At 68.9% G+C, this 16,289-nt stretch carries 15 protein-coding genes; 10 read left to right on the top strand and 5 right to left on the bottom strand.

Features of this window, described 5'->3' with window-relative positions:
• Positions 1-88: 88 nt before the first annotated feature.
• Positions 89-730: a YqiA/YcfP family alpha/beta fold hydrolase gene (locus tag WG922_RS03700; protein ID WP_340280768.1), complete on the bottom strand. Its 642-nt coding sequence runs from the start codon at positions 728-730 to the stop codon at positions 89-91.
• Positions 731-756: 26 nt separating this feature from the next.
• Here WG922_RS03700 and rodA point away from each other — a divergent pair, with 26 nt between their 5' ends.
• From rodA to WG922_RS03685, 3 genes are all read left to right on the top strand, one after another.
• Positions 757-1,911, top strand: a complete 1,155-nt coding sequence (gene rodA, locus WG922_RS03695) for a rod shape-determining protein RodA (RefSeq protein ID WP_340280767.1) — start codon at positions 757-759, stop codon at positions 1,909-1,911.
• Between the two features lie 83 nt (positions 1,912-1,994).
• Entirely contained in the window at positions 1,995-3,461 is a 1,467-nt protein-coding gene (gene tldD / locus WG922_RS03690; protein WP_340280766.1) for a metalloprotease TldD, read from the top strand.
• Positions 3,462-3,691: 230 nt separating this feature from the next.
• Positions 3,692-4,813: a 3-deoxy-7-phosphoheptulonate synthase gene (locus tag WG922_RS03685; RefSeq protein WP_340280764.1), complete on the top strand. Its 1,122-nt coding sequence runs from the start codon at positions 3,692-3,694 to the stop codon at positions 4,811-4,813.
• Positions 4,814-4,896: 83 nt separating this feature from the next.
• On the opposite strand, the gene mpl is transcribed toward WG922_RS03685, so the two are convergent.
• A complete protein-coding gene (mpl, locus tag WG922_RS03680; protein ID WP_340280762.1) occupies positions 4,897-6,273 on the bottom strand; it encodes a UDP-N-acetylmuramate:L-alanyl-gamma-D-glutamyl-meso-diaminopimelate ligase in 1,377 nt (458 codons plus the stop codon).
• 77 nt (positions 6,274-6,350) lie between these two features.
• Here mpl and WG922_RS03675 point away from each other — a divergent pair, with 77 nt between their 5' ends.
• The 7 genes from WG922_RS03675 to WG922_RS03645 all read left to right on the top strand — a co-directional run bounded on the left by WG922_RS03675 (position 6,351) and on the right by WG922_RS03645 (position 13,007).
• Positions 6,351-6,956 (top strand): hypothetical protein, encoded by a 606-nt coding sequence (locus tag WG922_RS03675; RefSeq protein ID WP_340280760.1) that lies wholly within the window; start codon positions 6,351-6,353, stop codon positions 6,954-6,956.
• Positions 6,943-7,479, top strand: coding sequence for a TlpA family protein disulfide reductase (locus WG922_RS03670; protein ID WP_340280758.1), 537 nt, complete (start codon positions 6,943-6,945; stop codon positions 7,477-7,479). Before WG922_RS03675 ends, WG922_RS03670 begins: the two co-directional genes overlap by 14 nt.
• An 89-nt stretch (positions 7,480-7,568) precedes the next feature.
• Positions 7,569-8,030, top strand: a complete 462-nt coding sequence (gene accB / locus WG922_RS03665; protein ID WP_340280757.1) for an acetyl-CoA carboxylase biotin carboxyl carrier protein — start codon at positions 7,569-7,571, stop codon at positions 8,028-8,030.
• A gap of 7 nt (positions 8,031-8,037) precedes the next feature.
• Positions 8,038-9,387, top strand: coding sequence for an acetyl-CoA carboxylase biotin carboxylase subunit (accC, locus tag WG922_RS03660; protein WP_340280756.1), 1,350 nt, complete (start codon positions 8,038-8,040; stop codon positions 9,385-9,387).
• A 76-nt stretch (positions 9,388-9,463) separates the two neighbouring features.
• On the top strand, positions 9,464-10,345 hold the full coding sequence (prmA, locus tag WG922_RS03655; RefSeq protein WP_340280755.1) for a 50S ribosomal protein L11 methyltransferase: 882 nt from the start codon (positions 9,464-9,466) through the stop codon (positions 10,343-10,345).
• A gap of 138 nt (positions 10,346-10,483) precedes the next feature.
• Entirely contained in the window at positions 10,484-12,064 is a 1,581-nt protein-coding gene (locus WG922_RS03650) for a DUF3426 domain-containing protein (RefSeq protein WP_340280753.1), read from the top strand.
• Between the two features lie 61 nt (positions 12,065-12,125).
• Entirely contained in the window at positions 12,126-13,007 is an 882-nt protein-coding gene (locus WG922_RS03645) for a carbohydrate kinase family protein (protein ID WP_340280751.1), read from the top strand.
• A 67-nt stretch (positions 13,008-13,074) separates the two neighbouring features.
• Here the strand turns inward: WG922_RS03645 and WG922_RS03640 are convergent, their stop codons facing one another.
• The 3 genes from WG922_RS03640 to WG922_RS03630 form a co-directional block, all read right to left on the bottom strand.
• Positions 13,075-13,845, bottom strand: coding sequence for an SDR family oxidoreductase (locus WG922_RS03640; protein WP_340280749.1), 771 nt, complete (start codon positions 13,843-13,845; stop codon positions 13,075-13,077).
• 442 nt (positions 13,846-14,287) lie between these two features.
• Positions 14,288-15,268 (bottom strand): branched-chain amino acid ABC transporter permease, encoded by a 981-nt coding sequence (locus WG922_RS03635; RefSeq protein WP_340280747.1) that lies wholly within the window; start codon positions 15,266-15,268, stop codon positions 14,288-14,290.
• Positions 15,269-15,335: 67 nt separating this feature from the next.
• A complete protein-coding gene (locus tag WG922_RS03630; protein ID WP_340280746.1) occupies positions 15,336-16,220 on the bottom strand; it encodes a branched-chain amino acid ABC transporter permease in 885 nt (294 codons plus the stop codon).
• Between the last annotated feature and the right edge of the window lie 69 nt (positions 16,221-16,289).

The following is a 16,289-nucleotide window of genomic DNA, read 5'->3' as shown; positions in this document are numbered from 1 at the left end:
ACGGCGCGCATCCTGGCGAAGTCGTGGATAAGGCGCCGGCGCTGCGGTGCGCTCGCCGCTTACATCACGCGCGTCGAGTGCGCAGCCGCTATGCGGCCTGGAACGGACTTCCGCGTGCCAGGCCCAGGAAACCCATGACCTCGTCGATGCGCTGCTCGAAATCGGACAAGGCATGGTCGCCGCCCTCGATCAGCTCGATGCGCGCGCCCGCGAAGCGCGCCACCATCTCGCGCCAGTCGAGGACCTCGTCGCCCTTGGCGACCACGGCGAACAGCTTGTGGGGCTCGGCGAGGGGTCCGGGCTCCAGGGCGTGGAGTTCGTCGATGAAGGCGGCATCGAAATGGAAGCGCTGCGAGGGGTCGTGCCAGGCCGTCTGCTCGCCGATGTGCCGTGCCAGGTCGCGCGCGGGGTGCACGGCCGGGTTCAGCAGCACGGCGGGGCAGCCGGTGGCCTGGGCCACGCACGCGGCGTAGAAGCCGCCGAGCGAGGAGCCGATCACGCCCATGCGCTCGCGCGGCCAGTCGGCGATGCCCTCCGTCACCAGGTCCATCGCCTCGCGCGGCGAGGGCGGCAGCTGTGGACACCACCAACGCACCTGCGGCTGGTGCTGCGCCACCCACCGGGAGACCATCACGGCCTTGTGCGATCGGGGCGACGAGCGGAAGCCGTGCAGGTACAGAAGATGGGTCGGCGGCGGGCTCGGGTTCTGCGCGAAAGGCATGGGGGCCATGATGCCACCGGCCATAATCGCGGCCCATGTCCGCCGTGTTCGAGAACCCTCCGCTGTGGCGCCGCGCCGCGCCCTGGCTGCACGGCTTCGACGGGCCGCTCGCCTTCGCCGTGTTCCTGCTGGCGGGAGCTGGCCTGCTGGCCATGTATTCCTCGGGTTTCGACCACGGCACCCGCTTCATGGACCACGGCCGCAACATGCTGATCGCCGGATTCGTGATGTTCGTGGTGGCGCAGATACCGCCGCAGCGCCTGATGTCGCTCGCGGTGCCGCTGTATGTGCTGGGCGTGGCGCTGTTGATCGCGGTCGCCGTGTTCGGCATCACCAAGAAGGGCGCCAAGCGCTGGGTCAACGTCGGGGTGGTGATCCAGCCCAGCGAAATCCTGAAGATCGCCACCCCGCTGATGCTGGCCTGGTGGTTCCAGAAGCGCGAAGGGCAGCTGCGGCCCTTCGACTTCCTGGTGGCCGGCGCCCTGCTGATGCTGCCCGTGGGCCTGATCATGAAGCAGCCCGACCTCGGCACCTCGCTGCTGGTCATGGCGGCGGGGCTGGCAGTGATCTTCTTTGCCGGGCTGCCCTGGAAGCTGATCGTTCCGCCGTTCCTGCTGGCCGTCGCCGGCATCCTGATGCTGTTGGTGTTCGAGCCGCAGCTGTGCGCGGCGGGCAACCGCTGGCCGGTGCTGCACGACTACCAGCAGCAGCGCATCTGCACGCTGCTCGACCCCACCAAGGACCCGCTCGGCAAAGGCTTCCACATCATCCAGGGCATGATCGCCATCGGCTCGGGCGGCCTGTTCGGCAAGGGCTTCATGCAGGGCACCCAGACGCACCTGGAGTTCATCCCGGAGCGCACCACCGACTTCATCTTCGCGGCCTTCTCAGAGGAGTTCGGACTGGTCGGCAACCTGCTGCTGATCGCCTGTTTCATCTTCCTCATCCTGCGCGGCCTGGCGATCGCGCTGGAAGCTTCGACCCTGTTCTCGCGCCTGCTCGCGGGCGCCGTGACCACGATCTTTTTCACGTATGCGTTCGTGAACATGGGCATGGTCAGCGGCATCCTGCCCGTGGTGGGCGTGCCGCTGCCGTTCATCAGCTACGGTGGAACGGCCATGGTGACGCTGGGGCTCGCGCTGGGCATCCTGATGTCGATCGCCAAGACCAAGCGGCTGGTGCAGAGCTGAGCGGCCCCGGCATTCCCGGGCGCTGCGCCAGCGTACCGGGCGGTCTGCCCCCGGGCGCGGAGGGCGCCGCCTAGAATGCCGCGATGATCTCCCGCGAACCCACCATCGAACGGCTGGCCACGGCCCAGCGCATGCTGCTGGAGCCTTTCGGGCTCGACGAATCCCACCTCTCGCGCGCGCTGGCCGAGATCGCCGCGCACCGCATCGACGACGCCGATCTCTACTTCCAGTACACCCGAAGCGAAGGCTGGAGCCTCGAAGAGGGCATCGTCAAGACGGGCAGCTTCAGCATCGACCAGGGCGTAGGCGTGCGGGCGGTGAGCGGCGAGAAGACCGCCTTCGCCTATTCGGACGACATTTCCGAGGCGTCGCTGCTGGACGCGGCGCGCACGGTGCGCACCATCGCAGCGTCGGGCAACCAGCGCGGAGGCCGCGTGCGGGTGCCGTCGCGCAAGGTCGCCAGCAGCCGCTCGCTCTATGGCGGGCTCGACCCCATCGCCACGCTGGACAGCACGCAGAAAGTGCAGCTGCTCGGCAAGGTCGAGCAGCTCGCGCGCGCCAAGGATCCGCGCATCGTGCAGGTGATGGCCGGCCTTGCCAGCGAGTGGGACGTGGTGCTGGTGGCCCGCGCCGACGGCACGCTGGCGGCCGACGTGCGGCCGCTGGTGCGGCTGTCGGTCACCGTCATCGCCGAGCACAACGGCCGTCGCGAGGTCGGCTCCAACGGCGGCGGCGGCCGCTTCGGGCTGGACTATTTCGACGACGAGCGCATCGGCGAGTACGTCGATGCGGCGGCGAGGGCGGCGCTCACCAACCTCGAGTCGCGTCCGGCGCCCGCCGGCGAGATGACCGTGGTGCTGGGCTCCGGGTGGCCGGGCATCCTGCTGCACGAGGCGATCGGCCACGGCCTGGAGGGCGACTTCAACCGCAAGGGCTCGAGCGCGTTCGCCGGGCGCATCGGCAAGCGTGTGGCTGCCAAGGGCGTGACGGTGCTCGACGACGGCACCATCGCCGACCGCCGCGGCTCCCTCAACGTCGATGACGAGGGCAACGCCAGCCAACGCAACGTGCTCATCGAAGACGGCATCCTGCGCGGCTACATCCAGGACGCGCTCAATGCGCGGCTCATGGGGGTCAAGCCCACCGGCAACGGCCGGCGCGAGAGCTACGCCCACGTCCCCATGCCGCGCATGACCAACACCTACATGCTCGGCGGCGACAGGTCTCCCGAGGAAATCGTCGCCAGCATCAAGAAAGGCCTGTACGCCACCAACTTCGGCGGCGGCCAGGTCGATATCACCTCCGGCAAGTTCGTCTTCTCGGCCAGCGAGGCTTTCTGGGTGGAGAACGGCAAGATCCTCTATCCGGTCAAGGGCGCGACCATCGTCGGCAACGGTCCCGACGCGCTGACCCGCGTGAGCATGATCGGCAACGACATGCGACTCGACTCGGGCGTCGGCACCTGCGGCAAGGAAGGCCAGAGCGTGCCCGTGGGCGTAGGCCAGCCGACCCTGCGGATCGACGGCCTCACCGTGGGCGGGACCGCTTGACGGGCGGCAGCTCCCAGGCCCTGTGCTACATTGCCTCCCGATGTCCTGCAGCCGCGCATTCTTTTTTGGCTATTTCTGGTTTTCTCCAGCCCCGGCGGCCGAGAGACCTGTGCGTAGCCTGAACTGACAAGCGCAAGGAATCCCGAGAACACCGCCGGTCCCCACCGGCGGTTTTTTTTTGCCCCGCCCGTTTGCAATTCTTGATCTGAACCAGAGGAAGGAGCCTCCCGATGTCCGCGAAGTCCACCCCCGCCGTCGATGGCTGGTATGCGCACCCTGTCGACAAGACCGGCCAGACCGACGATGAGCGCATCAAGGACATCACCGTGCTGCCCCCGCCCGAGCACCTGATCCGGTTCTTTCCGATCAGCGGCACACCGGTGGAGCGCCTCATCAGCGAGACGCGACGGCACATCCAGGACATCCTGGCCGGCCGCAACGACCGCCTGCTGGTGGTGATCGGTCCCTGCTCGATCCACGATCCCGCGGCGGCGCTGGACTACGCGCGCCGCCTGAAGGAGGTCCGCGCCCGCTACGCCGACACGCTCGAGATCGTGATGCGGGTGTATTTCGAGAAGCCGCGCACCACCGTCGGCTGGAAGGGGCTGATCAACGATCCGTACCTCGACGAAAGCTTTCGCATCGACGAGGGCCTGCGCATCGCGCGGCAGCTGCTGATCGATATCAACCGCCTGGGCCTGCCGGCCGGAAGCGAGTTCCTCGACGTGATCTCGCCCCAGTACATCGGCGACCTGATTTCCTGGGGCGCGATCGGTGCGCGCACCACGGAAAGCCAGGTCCACCGCGAACTGGCCTCGGGCCTGTCCGCTCCGATCGGCTTCAAGAACGGCACCGACGGCAACATCCGCATCGCCACCGACGCGATCCAGGCGGCAGCGCGCGGCCACCACTTCCTGTCTGTGCACAAGAACGGGCAGGTGGCCATCGTGCAGACGCAGGGCAACCGCGACTGCCACGTCATCCTGCGCGGCGGCAAGGCACCCAACTACGACGCGGACAGCGTCGCCCATGCCTGCGCCGAGCTGCAGGCGGCCGGCCTGCCGCCGCGCCTGATGGTCGATTGCAGCCATGCCAACAGCAGCAAGCAGCACGAGCGGCAGATCGTGGTCGCCCAGGACATCGCCGGCCAGATCGCCGCCGGCGGACGCCAGGTGTTCGGCGTCATGATCGAGAGCCACCTCGAAGCCGGCGCGCAGAAGTTCACGCCCGGCAAGGACGATGCGGCCAGCCTCACCTACGGCAAGAGCATCACCGACGCGTGCCTGGGCTGGGACCACTCGCTGCAGGCGCTCGAGGTACTCGCGGGCGCGGTGCGGGCCCGGCGCGGCTGATCCTCCCTGTGCCTGCGGCAGTTGCCGCCGACGCCCGAGGTGCTCGCGGGCGCAGTGCGAGCACGGGGCGCTTCAGGTGTGGCTCAGGCCCGTGCCGCGAGCTGCTCGAGCAGGCGGGCGTGAATGCCGCCGAAGCCGCCGTTGCTCATGCACAGGATCTGGTCGCCGGCGCGCGCCGCCGCCAGCACCTGCACCACCAGCGTATCGATGTTGTCGGCCACCTGGGCGCGTGCACCCATGGGCTCCAGCGCTTGTGCCGGGTCCCAGCCCAGTCCGCCGCTGTGGCAGAACGCGAGGTCGGCCTGCTCCAGGCTCCAGGGCAGCTGGGCCTTCATGGTGCCCAGCTTCATGGTGTTGCTGCGCGGCTCGAAGACGGCCAGGATGCGCTGGCCGGCAGGCAGGCGTCGCCGCAGTCCATCGACCGTGGTGCGGATCGCGGTGGGGTGGTGGGCGAAGTCGTCGTAGATTGCGACGCCCGCCGCGGTGCCGCGCAATTCCATGCGCCGCTTCACGTTGCGAAACGACGCCAGTGCGCCGGCCGCCGCTTCAGGCGCCACGCCGACGTGCTGGGCGGCCGCGATGGCCGCCAGCGCGTTGAGCTGGTTGTGCACTCCGCCGAGCGCCCAGGTCACGCGGCCCCGTGAGGAGCCGCCTTCCAGCACCTCGAAGTCTTCCGGCTCGCCGCGGGCGCAGAAATCGCTCACGGCGGCGCCGAAGCTGCGCACCTCGCTCCAGCAGCCGGCATGCAGCACCCGCACGAGGCTCTCTTCCAGCCCGTTCACCACCACCCGACCGGAGGCCGGCACGGTGCGCACGAGGTGGTGGAACTGCCGCTCGATGGCCGCAAGGTCGTCGAAGATGTCCGCGTGGTCGAACTCGAGGTTGTTGAGGATCGCGGTGCGTGGGCGGTAGTGGACGAACTTGCTGCGCTTGTCGAAGAAGGCGGTGTCGTACTCGTCGGCTTCGATCACGAAGCACCGGCCGGTGCCCAGGCGCGCGGACACGCCGAAGTTGACCGGCACGCCCCCCACCAGGAAGCCCGGCTCCAGGCCGGCCTGATCGAGCACCCAGGCCAGCATGGAGGTGGTGGTGGTTTTGCCGTGGGTGCCGGCCACGGCCAGCACATGGCGCCCCTGCAGCACGTGCTCGGCGAGCCACTGCGGACCGCTGGTGTAGGGCGCGCCGGCCTCCAGGATGGCCTCCATCAGCGCGAACCTGGGGCTGCCGTCGGCCTGCCGCGCCCGCGAGACCACGTTGCCGACCACCCAGACGTCGGGGCGCAGCGCCATCTGCTCGGCACCGAAGCCTTCGATGAGCTCGATGTCCAGGGCCCGCAGCTGGTCGCTCATCGGGGGATAGACGCCGGCATCGCAGCCGGTCACGCGGTGCCCGGCCTCGCGGGCCAGCGCGGCCAGGCCGCCCATGAAGGTGCCGCAGATTCCCAGGATGTGGATATGCATGGGGGCCGATTATCGGATCGGCTGCGGGCGTGCCGCCGCGACTGCGCGCGATCGGATGGAGGGAAAATGGGCCGGTTATGGAAAGCCTCAAATCCGAAATCGCCGCCACCGCCGCGCGCATGGTCGTCGAGGAGGGCCTGGAATGGGGCCCTGCCAAGCGACGCGCGGTCCGGCAGCTGGGCCTGGGCCCGCGCACGGCCCTGCCGGACAACGACGCGGTCGAGGACGCGGTGCGCGAGTACCTGCAGATCTTCTGCGGCGACACCCAGCCCCGGGAATTGGCCGCGCTGCGCCGCCTGGCCGCCGCCTGGATGGAACGCCTGGCGCTGTTCCGGCCGCACCTCTGCGGTGCCGTGTGGCACGGAACGGCCACCCGCCTGTCCGACATTTACCTGCAGCTGTTTTGCGACGACTCCAAATCGGCGGAGATCGCCCTGATCGAGCGCGGAATCGCCTACGAACCCCGCTCGGTCATGGGATTCCAGGGGGAGCCGGTCGAGGCACTGAGCCTGTCCAGCCGCTGCCCGGAGCTTGGGGAGCACGTGGGCGTGCACTTGCTGATCCATGACCACGACGATCTGCGCGGCGCGTTACGGCCCGACAAGCGGGGACGCCAGCCGCGCGGAGACCTGGCGGCGCTGCGGTCACTCATGGCGCGGGAGGACCACGATGGCCGCCACTAGGCGTCGCACGGCCCTCGCGGCCGGAGTCGCCGTGGCCGCGGGCCTGGCGGGTGGGGCATTTGCCTGGTGGCGCTTCCGTGATCCGCCGGGGGAGGGGGAGGTGCCGTCGGAGTTCTGGGCCCGCAGCTTCCTTACGCCCGACGGCGAGAGCCTGGCCATGGGCGGGCTGCGTGGGCGCTATCTGCTGGTCAATTTCTGGGCGACCTGGTGTCCGCCCTGCGTGGAGGAGATGCCGCTGCTCGACCGGTTCTACCGCGCGAATGCCGCACAAGGCTGGGAGGTGCTGGGGCTCGCGGTGGACCAGGCTCCGGCCGTGCGGCAGTTCCTCCAGCGCACCCCGGTCAGCTTCCGCATCGGCATGGCCGGGCTCGACGGCACCGAACTCAGTCGCAGCTTCGGCAACCAGGTGGGCGGGCTGCCGTTCACGGTGCTGATCGGCGCGGACGGACGGGTGCTGCAGCGTAGAATCGGCCAGGTTTCTGCTGATGAGCTGGCTCGCTGGAAGGCTGCCGCAGGTGCGTGAGCTGACTCCGACTCAAGAAATTAACGCAAAAAAGCGTAAATAGTGGTGATTTAAGGTACATTCGCCGCTTTTCTGGATCGGGAGCCACAATGGACCTACGCAAACTGAAGACCTTGATCGATCTGGTGTCGGACTCCAACGTTTCCGAGTTGGAGATCACCGAGGCCGAGGGCAAGGTCCGCATCGTGAAGGGCCATCCGCCCGTGGTGCATGCGCCCGCGCCCATCAGTGCCCCTGCCCAGCAGCCCCAGCCCGCGCCCGCACCCGCTGCGGCGCTGGCCGCCCCGGCCCCGGCCCCCGCGCCCCAGCCCGCCGCCGGCCACACCGTGAAGTCGCCGATGGTCGGCACCTTCTATCGCTCGTCCAGCCCTGGCGCCAAGCCCTTCGTGGAGATCGGCGCGCAGGTGAAGGCCGGCGAAACGGTCTGCATCATCGAAGCGATGAAGATCCTCAACGAGATCGAGGCCGACAAGGCCGGCACCGTCACCCAGATCCTGTGCGAGAACGGTCAACCCGTCGAATACGGCCAGCCGCTGTTCGTGATCGAGTGACCGGCGCATGTTCAAGAAGATCCTGATCGCCAACCGCGGCGAGATCGCACTGCGCATCCAGCGCGCCTGCCGTGAACTGGGTGTCAAGGCCGTGATGGTCTACTCCGAGGCCGACCGCGAGGCCAAGTACGTGAAGCTGGCCGAAGAGGCGGTGTGCATCGGCCCCGCGCCGTCGGCCCAGAGCTACCTGAACATGCCGGCCATCATCTCAGCCGCCGAGGTGACCGACGCCGAAGCCATCCATCCGGGCTACGGCTTCCTTTCGGAAAACGCGGGATTCGCCGAGCGCGTCGAAAAGAGCGGCTTCCAGTTCATCGGCCCCACGCCCGAGTCGATCCGGATCATGGGCGACAAGGTTTCGGCCAAGCAGGCCATGATCAAGGCCGGCGTGCCCTGTGTTCCGGGATCGGAGGGCGAGTTGCCCGACGATCCGGTGCAGATCCGGCGCATTGCCCGCACGATCGGCTATCCCGTCATCATCAAGGCCGCCGGTGGCGGTGGCGGGCGCGGCATGCGCGTGGTGCACACCGAAGCGGCCCTGGTGAACGCCGTGCAGATGACGCGGGCCGAGGCCGGCGCTGCCTTCAACAATCCGGCGGTGTACATGGAGAAGTTTCTCCAGAACCCGCGGCATATCGAGATCCAGGTGCTGGCCGACAAGCATCGCAACGCCGTCTACCTGGGCGAGCGCGACTGCTCCATGCAGCGGCGCCACCAGAAGATCATCGAGGAAGGCCCGGCGCCCGGCATCCCCCGCAAGCTGATCGACCGCATCGGCGACCGCTGCGTCGCAGCCTGCAAGAAGATCGGTTATCGCGGCGCGGGCACCTTCGAGTTCCTCTACGAGAACGGCGAGTTCTATTTCATCGAGATGAACACGCGGGTGCAGGTGGAGCATCCGGTGACCGAGCTCATCACGGGCGTCGATATCGTCAAGACGCAGATCATGGTGGCCGCCGGCGAGAAGCTGCCTTTTTCGCAGCGCGACGTCCAGGTCCGGGGGCACGCGATCGAGTGCCGAATCAACGCCGAAGACCCTTACAAGTTCGTTCCCTCGCCCGGACGCATCACTTTGTGGCACGCGCCGGGCGGCCCAGGGGTGCGGGTCGATTCGCACGTCTACAACAACTACTTCGTGCCGCCCAACTACGACTCCATGATCGGCAAGATCATCGTGCACGGCGACACACGCGAGCAGGCGCTGGCGCGCATGCGCACCGCGCTGCTGGAGACGGTGGTCGAAGGCATCAACACCAACATTCCCCTGCACCGCGAACTGATGGTGGACGCCAAGTTCATGGCGGGCGGAACCAACATCCATTACCTGGAAGACTGGCTGGTGCACCACAAGCGCTAGGGTTGGCCGCGCAGGGACTTCCCCTTGCGTTTCCTGCCTCCCTGTCGCTGGCACCGCCTTGTATAGACTGCCCCGCATGTTCGAGCTGTCCCTGCTGGTTTGCGAGTCCGCCGTTGAAGCGGTGAGCGATGCGCTGGAGGCACTTGATGCCCTCAGCGTTTCGGTCGAGGACGCCGATGCGCACACCGATGCCGAGCAGGCGCTGTTCGGCGAACCCGGGCTGCCGCCGCCCGCGCAAGGGTGGCAGCGCTCGCGGGTGGTGGCGCTGTTTGCCGGACGCGAGGCTGCCGAAGAGGCGGCGCAGCTGCTGCAGGCCCAGGATTTCTTCGCCGGCTGCAGCGTGCTGGGCCTGGCCGAAGTGGTGCAGCAGGACTGGGTCCGGCTGACCCAGTCGCAGTTCGCACCGGTGGAGATCACTCCGCAGTTCTGGATCGTGCCCACCTGGCATGAGCCGCCGGCGCAGGCAGTCCAGGTCATCCGGCTGGACCCGGGCCTTGCCTTCGGCACCGGAACCCATCCGACCACCCGGATGTGCCTGCGCTGGATTGCCGGCCACCCGGTCGCCGGACAGCGCGTGCTCGACTACGGATGCGGCTCGGGCATCCTGGCGATCGGCGCGGCCCGCTTCGGTGCCCGCGAGGTCGATGCGGTCGATATCGACGAGGCCGCGGTGCGCGCGACCCTGGACAACGCGCAGGCCAACGGGGTGCGCCTGCGCGCCGGCCTGCCGGAGATGGCTGCGGGCCCGTACGGCGTGGTGCTTGCAAATATTCTGGCCACGCCATTGAAAGTGCTTGCACCGCTGCTGTGCGGCCAGGTGGCCGCCGGCGGCGCGCTGGTGCTGGCGGGCATCCTGGAGCGGCAGGCCGAGGAGCTCACGGCGGCATATGCACCCTGGTGCACCCTGTCCGTCGCCGACACGCAGGACGGCTGGGTGCTGATGACCGCACGGCTCTAGGGGCTGGCCCTAGAATCGCCGGGACATGAGTCCCGCTCCTTCCGTTCCGTGCGTCCCGGCCGCCATCGCGCAGGTTCCACCGTCCGCGTATGCGCCGGGCGGCACGTGCGGACGGCAGCCGGACCGGAGCCCGCGTCCGTGATCACCCAGTGCCCCGCCTGCCAGACGATGTTCCGCGTCGTCGCGGATCAGCTGCGGATCTCCGACGGCTGGGTGCGCTGCGGGCAGTGCAGCGAAATCTTCGACGCCAACGCGCATCTGGAACAGCAGGACGCGGTGCAGCCGCCGGCGGTGCCCGGCGCGCCGATCGGCGCGAAGGACCGGGTGGACGCGGGAGACTCCGCAGCAGCGGCTGCGCCTCGCACCGCCCAGGGCGGCGCGCAGGCCGTGGGGGGTACGGCAGCAGCAGCCGATGACGCTGTCGATACGGCGCCGGAGCCTGCGCGACGTGCCGCAGCGGCCTCCGACACTGCGCCGCGCACTGCGCCGCAACCGGAGCATCCGGTAGCCATCGGGATGTCACCGCACGTCGAGACGGCTTCCGGACGCGGCGCCCGAGCAGTGCCCGACGCGCTCGACCCGGACTCCGACGCAAGTTCCGGCCGGACCATCGACGACAGCGCCGCGTCCGGCGGCGGAACCGAGGCCTCATGGGACGCCGTCGCGGATGCACGGCACGACCACGCACCCGCTCTCGATGCTTCCATGCGTGATCCGGCCACCGACGAACCGCGGCACGTGGACGTGGACCTGCTGCTCGACGACCTCGGCCCCGCCGATCCCCTGGGCGGCGCGGCGCCGCCCCCTTCCTTGGAGCCGGAGCCTCCCTTGCGCGCCACGGCTGCAGATGCGGAGCTCGGGCCCGCGGTCGAGGTGCCGCTCCCCCGACGCCCCGATGCCTCGGACTGGGAGCCGCCGCCCCCGTCCGCTGCAGCTGGATACGCTCCGGGGGCAGGGCGCGAGCCCTCGTTCGGAGACGCCGCGCAGCGTATCGAGCCCCTTGCCGATCCGAAGGTCGAGCCCGCCTGGGCGCTCGCCACCACACCGCCCGCCTCGAAGCCCGCGCGTTCACGCAACTCCGGCGAACCCGCCTGGTATGCCGAGTTCAGGCAATCGATGGGCGGTGCTGCGGCCGAGCCGGGGGGCGAGCCCCCGCTGGGTGCGGACGAGCCCTTGGAGGGGGTGGGCCTGGACGACATGCGCTTCGTGCGGGAAGCGCGCCATCGCGCTTTCTGGCAGCGCCCGCTGGTGCGCGGGCTGCTCGCGCTGCTGGCGCTGCTGCTGGCACTGCTGCTCGCGGTGCAGATGGCGGTGACCTGGCGCGACCGGATCGCTGCCCTGCAGCCGCAGCTGGTGCCGCTGCTCGAGCTGCTGTGCCGCCCCACCGGCTGCACCGTCGGCGTGCCACGGCAGATCGAATCGATCGTGATCGACAGCAGCGCCTTCAACCGCCTGGGCCCCGAGAGCTATCGGCTCGCCTTCACGCTGCGCAATCAGGCGGCCTTCGCGCTGGCCCTGCCTTCGATGGAGCTGACCCTGACCGACGCGGGCGATCAGCCGGTACTGCGGCGCGTGTTTTCTCCGGCCGAGCTCGGCGCCGGTCCGTCGGACGTGTTGGCTGCGGCCGGCGACTGGTCTGCCAACGTGGACATGACGCTCGGCGCCGAGGTGACCGGTGGCCGCATCGCGGGCTATCGGCTGGTCGCCTTCTATCCCTGAGTGCGAGGCGCTGCGCCGTCCCGACCCCACACTTTTTCACCTCAGACCCAAGGCACACGACATGGCAGCAGTGATTTGCGGCTCCCTCGCTTTCGACACGATCATGAACTTCGAGGGGCGCTTCGCGCAGCAGATCCTGCCCGAGCAGCTGCACATCCTGAACGTGTCGTTCCTCGTGCCGGCGCTGCGGCGCGACTTCGGGGGCTGCGCCGGCAACATCGCCTACGCCCTCAAGCTGCTGGGGGGCGATCCTCTCCCCATGGCAACGCTCGGCAGCGACGGCGCTGGCTACCTCGAGCGCCTGGGGACGCTGGGCATCGCAACCGAGTTCGTGCGCCAGATCGACGACGCCTACACCGCGCAGGCGATGATCATGACCGACCTGGACAACAACCAGATCACGGCCTTCCACCCCGGCGCGATGATGCAGGCGCACCGCACCAGGATCGAGGCGCGGCCGGACATCCGCCTCGGAATCATCTCGCCGGACGGACGCGACGCCATGCTGGAGCATGCGCAGCAGTTCCACGCCGCCGGCATCCCGTTCGTCTTCGATCCCGGACAGGGCCTGCCGATGTTCGACGGCGCCGAGCTGGCGTCTTTCATCGCGCAGGCGAGCTGGGTCACGGTGAACGACTACGAGGGCAAGATGCTGTGCGAGCGCACCGGGTGGTCGATCGCCGAGATCTCGCGTCGGGTGCGCGCCCTGGTAGTCACGCTGGGCGGTGACGGTTGCGAGGTGTGGATCGACGGTGAGCGCACCCATGTCCCGGCCGTTCCCGCGCGCGACATCGTCGATCCGACCGGATGCGGCGACGCATGGCGCGGGGCGTTGCTGTTCGGGCTGGAGCAGGGGTGGTCGCTGGCGCGCTGCGCCGAGCTCGGCAACCGCGTCGGCGCGATCAAGATCTCGAGCCGCGGACCGCAGAACTACACGCTGTAGTTGCCGCCCCTACCTGATGCCGAGCACTGCGCCGCGCTCGCGCCGCGCGGTACCCTGCGCCTGCGGCTCAGCCGCGCGTCAAGGTGACGCCACCATCGACCACCAGGGTCTCGCCCAGCACGAAATCACCGGCACGTGAGGCGAGGTAGACGGCCGCGGCGGCCATGTCGTCCTCGCTGCCGATGCGTCCCGCCGGTACGCGGCGGGCAACCTCGTCCGCGTGGTCGCGCGCCTGCCGGTTCATGTCCGAGGCGAAGGGGCCCGGCGCAATGCCGCTCATGACGATGTTGTCCTCGGCCAGGCGCAGGGCCATGCGCCGGGTGAGATGGATCAAGCCGGCCTTGCTCGCCGCGTACGAGTAGGTCTCCCATGGGTTGACCGAAAGGCCGTCGATCGATGCGATGTTGATCACCTTCGCCGGCCTGCGGGTGGCCGCCGCCTTCAGCAGCGGATGCAGCGCCTGCGTGAGGAAGAATGGCGCCTTGAGGTTCAGATCGACCACCTTGTCCCAGCCTTGCTCGGGAAACGTGTCGAAGGCTTCGGCCCAGGCCGCGCCGGCGTTGTTCACCAGGATGTCGAGGGCTCCGCCCTCGCGTCGGCCGATGTCGATGGCGAGCGCGCGCGCGGCCTCCACGGTCGATACATCGGCGGGCAGCGAGACGCAGTCACCGAGCGACGACAGCTCGCGCGCCGCGGCCTCGCAGGCCGGGGCCTTGCGGGCGGTGATGTAGACGCGCGCGCCCTGGCGCAGAAAGCCGCTAGCGATCATGCGGCCGATGCCGCGCGAGCCGCCGGTGACCAGGGCCACGCGGCCGGTGAGGCTGAAGAGATCGTTCATGGTGTTTCGTTCGTCCGGGGCTGAAGCGAGCTTGGCGAGGGTACGCGGCCGGTGGCGCCCGGCAATCACCTGCAGGACAGCGTCGCAGGGCGGGCAGACCGGTGCGGGGCAGAGGCATCGGGAGAGGGAACGCGGCAAGCCGCGTGCGACGGGCAGGGCTCGAAACGCAGGGCGCACGCGTCCCGGGCAGCGCAGGACCTGCAGGGCGCCACGCGGCCGGCAACGCAGGTCGCGCTCAGTTGGGAAGGGGTGAGCCGGGCCAGGGCATGACCCGCAGCCGAGCAAGCCCGCAGCAGCTGCGCGCCGCACCGACCTGCATGGCAGCCCTGGTCGCCGACAGGCGCACGTCCAGGGCCGGGACGACGCTCGGCCCACCTCGGATGTGCGCTCTGTCGGGCGCACGGCACACGGCGGTAGCGGTGCACCGTGCCATCCGACCGGGTCAGACGGCCTGGTCGCGGGCGGCGGGCGCTGCAGCGGTGGTCTGGCGCGAGCGGCGACGGTCGAGCCAGGCCTGCAGTTCGCCGACGAGCCCCTTGCGGAAGGCGAGCACGCAGACGACGAAGATGGCGCCAATGATCACGGTGACCCAGGCGCCGACCTTGTCGGCCAGCATGTTCTGCAGCGCGATGACCAGGCCAGCGCCGAGCACCGGGCCAAGGAAGGTGCCGACGCCGCCCAGCAGGGTCATGAGGATGACCTCGCCCGACATGGACCAGTGGACGTCGGTGAGCGTGGCAAAGCCCATGACCACCGTCTTGAGCGAACCGGCCAGGCCGGACAGCGCCGCCGACAGCACGAACGCCACCAGTTTGTAGCGATCGACCTCGTAGCCCAGCGAAATCGCGCGCGGCTCGTTCTCGCGGATCATCTTGAGCACCTGGCCGAACGGCGAGGTGACGATTCGCATGATGCCGAGGTAGCAGGCCAGGAAGATGACGAGCACCACGTAGTACATGTTGAGCGGCTCGTTCAGCGGAATCAGGCCGAACAGCGCGCCCCGCGGCACGCCCTGCAGGCCATCCTCGCCGCCGGTGAAAGGCGCCTGAAGGCAGATGAAGAACACCATCTGCGCGAGCGCGAGCGTGATCATCGCGAAATAGATGCCCTGGCGCCGGATGGCCACGAGGCCGAACAGCAGGCCAAGGACCGCGGCGATCACCACGCCGGCGAGCATGCCCAGCTCCGGCGTCCAGCCCTGCGCCCGGATGAACCAGCCGGTCACGTAGGCCGCACCGCCGAAGAAGGCGGCATGGCCGAAGGACAGCAGCCCGGTGAAACCCAGCAGCAGGTTGAACGCGCAGGCGAACAGCGCGAAGCACAGCAGCTTCATCACGAAGATGGGGTAGAGCCCGAGGAAGGGCGCGGCGACGGCCAGCGCGAGCAGGGCCAGTGAGAGCAGGCGGATGAGGCTGTTCGACATCACAGGAGGCCTTGGGCAACGAACGTAGCGGTGGAAGGAGCCGGCGCGGCGCGGGTTGGGAGGATCATCACGCTGTCTTTCCGAAAAGGCCAGCCGGGCGCAGCATCAGCACGATGGCCATGATCACGAAGACGACCACGTTGGATGCCTCGGGATAGAACACGCGGGTGAAGCCCTCGACGATGCCCAGGCCGAGGCCGGTGAGGATGGATCCCATGATGGAGCCCATGCCGCCGATGACCACCACCGCGAACACCACGATGATGAGGTTGGAGCCCATGAGCGGCGTGACCTGGATGATGGGCGCGGCGAGCACGCCGGCGAAAGCGGCCAGCGCGGCGCCGGCGCCGTACGTGAGCATGACCATCAAGGGCACGTTCACGCCGAAGGCCTGCACCAGCTTGGCGTTTTCGGTGCCGGCGCGCAGGTAGGCGCCCAGGCGCGTGCGCTCGATGAGGAACCAGGTGCCGAGGCAGACCACGAGCGAGGCGACGACCACCCAGGCGCGGTAATTCGGCAGGATCATGAAGCCGAGGTTGGTGGCGCCGGCCAGCAGGTCGGGCACCGGATAGGACTGGCCCGAAACGCCGTAGCGCTCGCGGAACAATCCTTCGAGGATCAGGGAGAGTCCGAAGGTGAGCAGCAATCCGTACAGTGGATCGAGCCCGTAGAGCCGTTTGAGCAGCAGGCGTTCGACGACGACGCCGAATATGCCGACGACCAGCGGCGCGACGATCAGTGCCAGCCAGTAATTGATGCCGAAGCTGTCGAGCGCGATCCACGCGGCGAAGGCGCCCAGCATGTAGAGGGCGCCGTGCGCGAAGTTGACGATGTCCAGCAGACCGAAAATGACGGCCAGCCCGAGGCTGAGGATGGCGTAGAACGCGCCGTTGACCAGGCCCAGCATCAGCTGGCCCAGGAAGGCCTGGTGGGGTATGCCGAAGATTTCCATGTTCTTGTCTCGCCCTCCTGCGCGGAGAGTTCTCGGTGAAAGGGGCGGGACACGCGCTGCGTGGCCCGC

The organism is Ramlibacter sp. AN1015, assembly GCF_037726105.1.
Taxonomy (GTDB): Bacteria; Pseudomonadota; Gammaproteobacteria; order Burkholderiales; family Burkholderiaceae_C; genus Ramlibacter.
The sequence above is the reverse complement of the archived record's forward strand: the minus strand, read 5'-3'. Positions and strand labels throughout refer to the sequence as shown.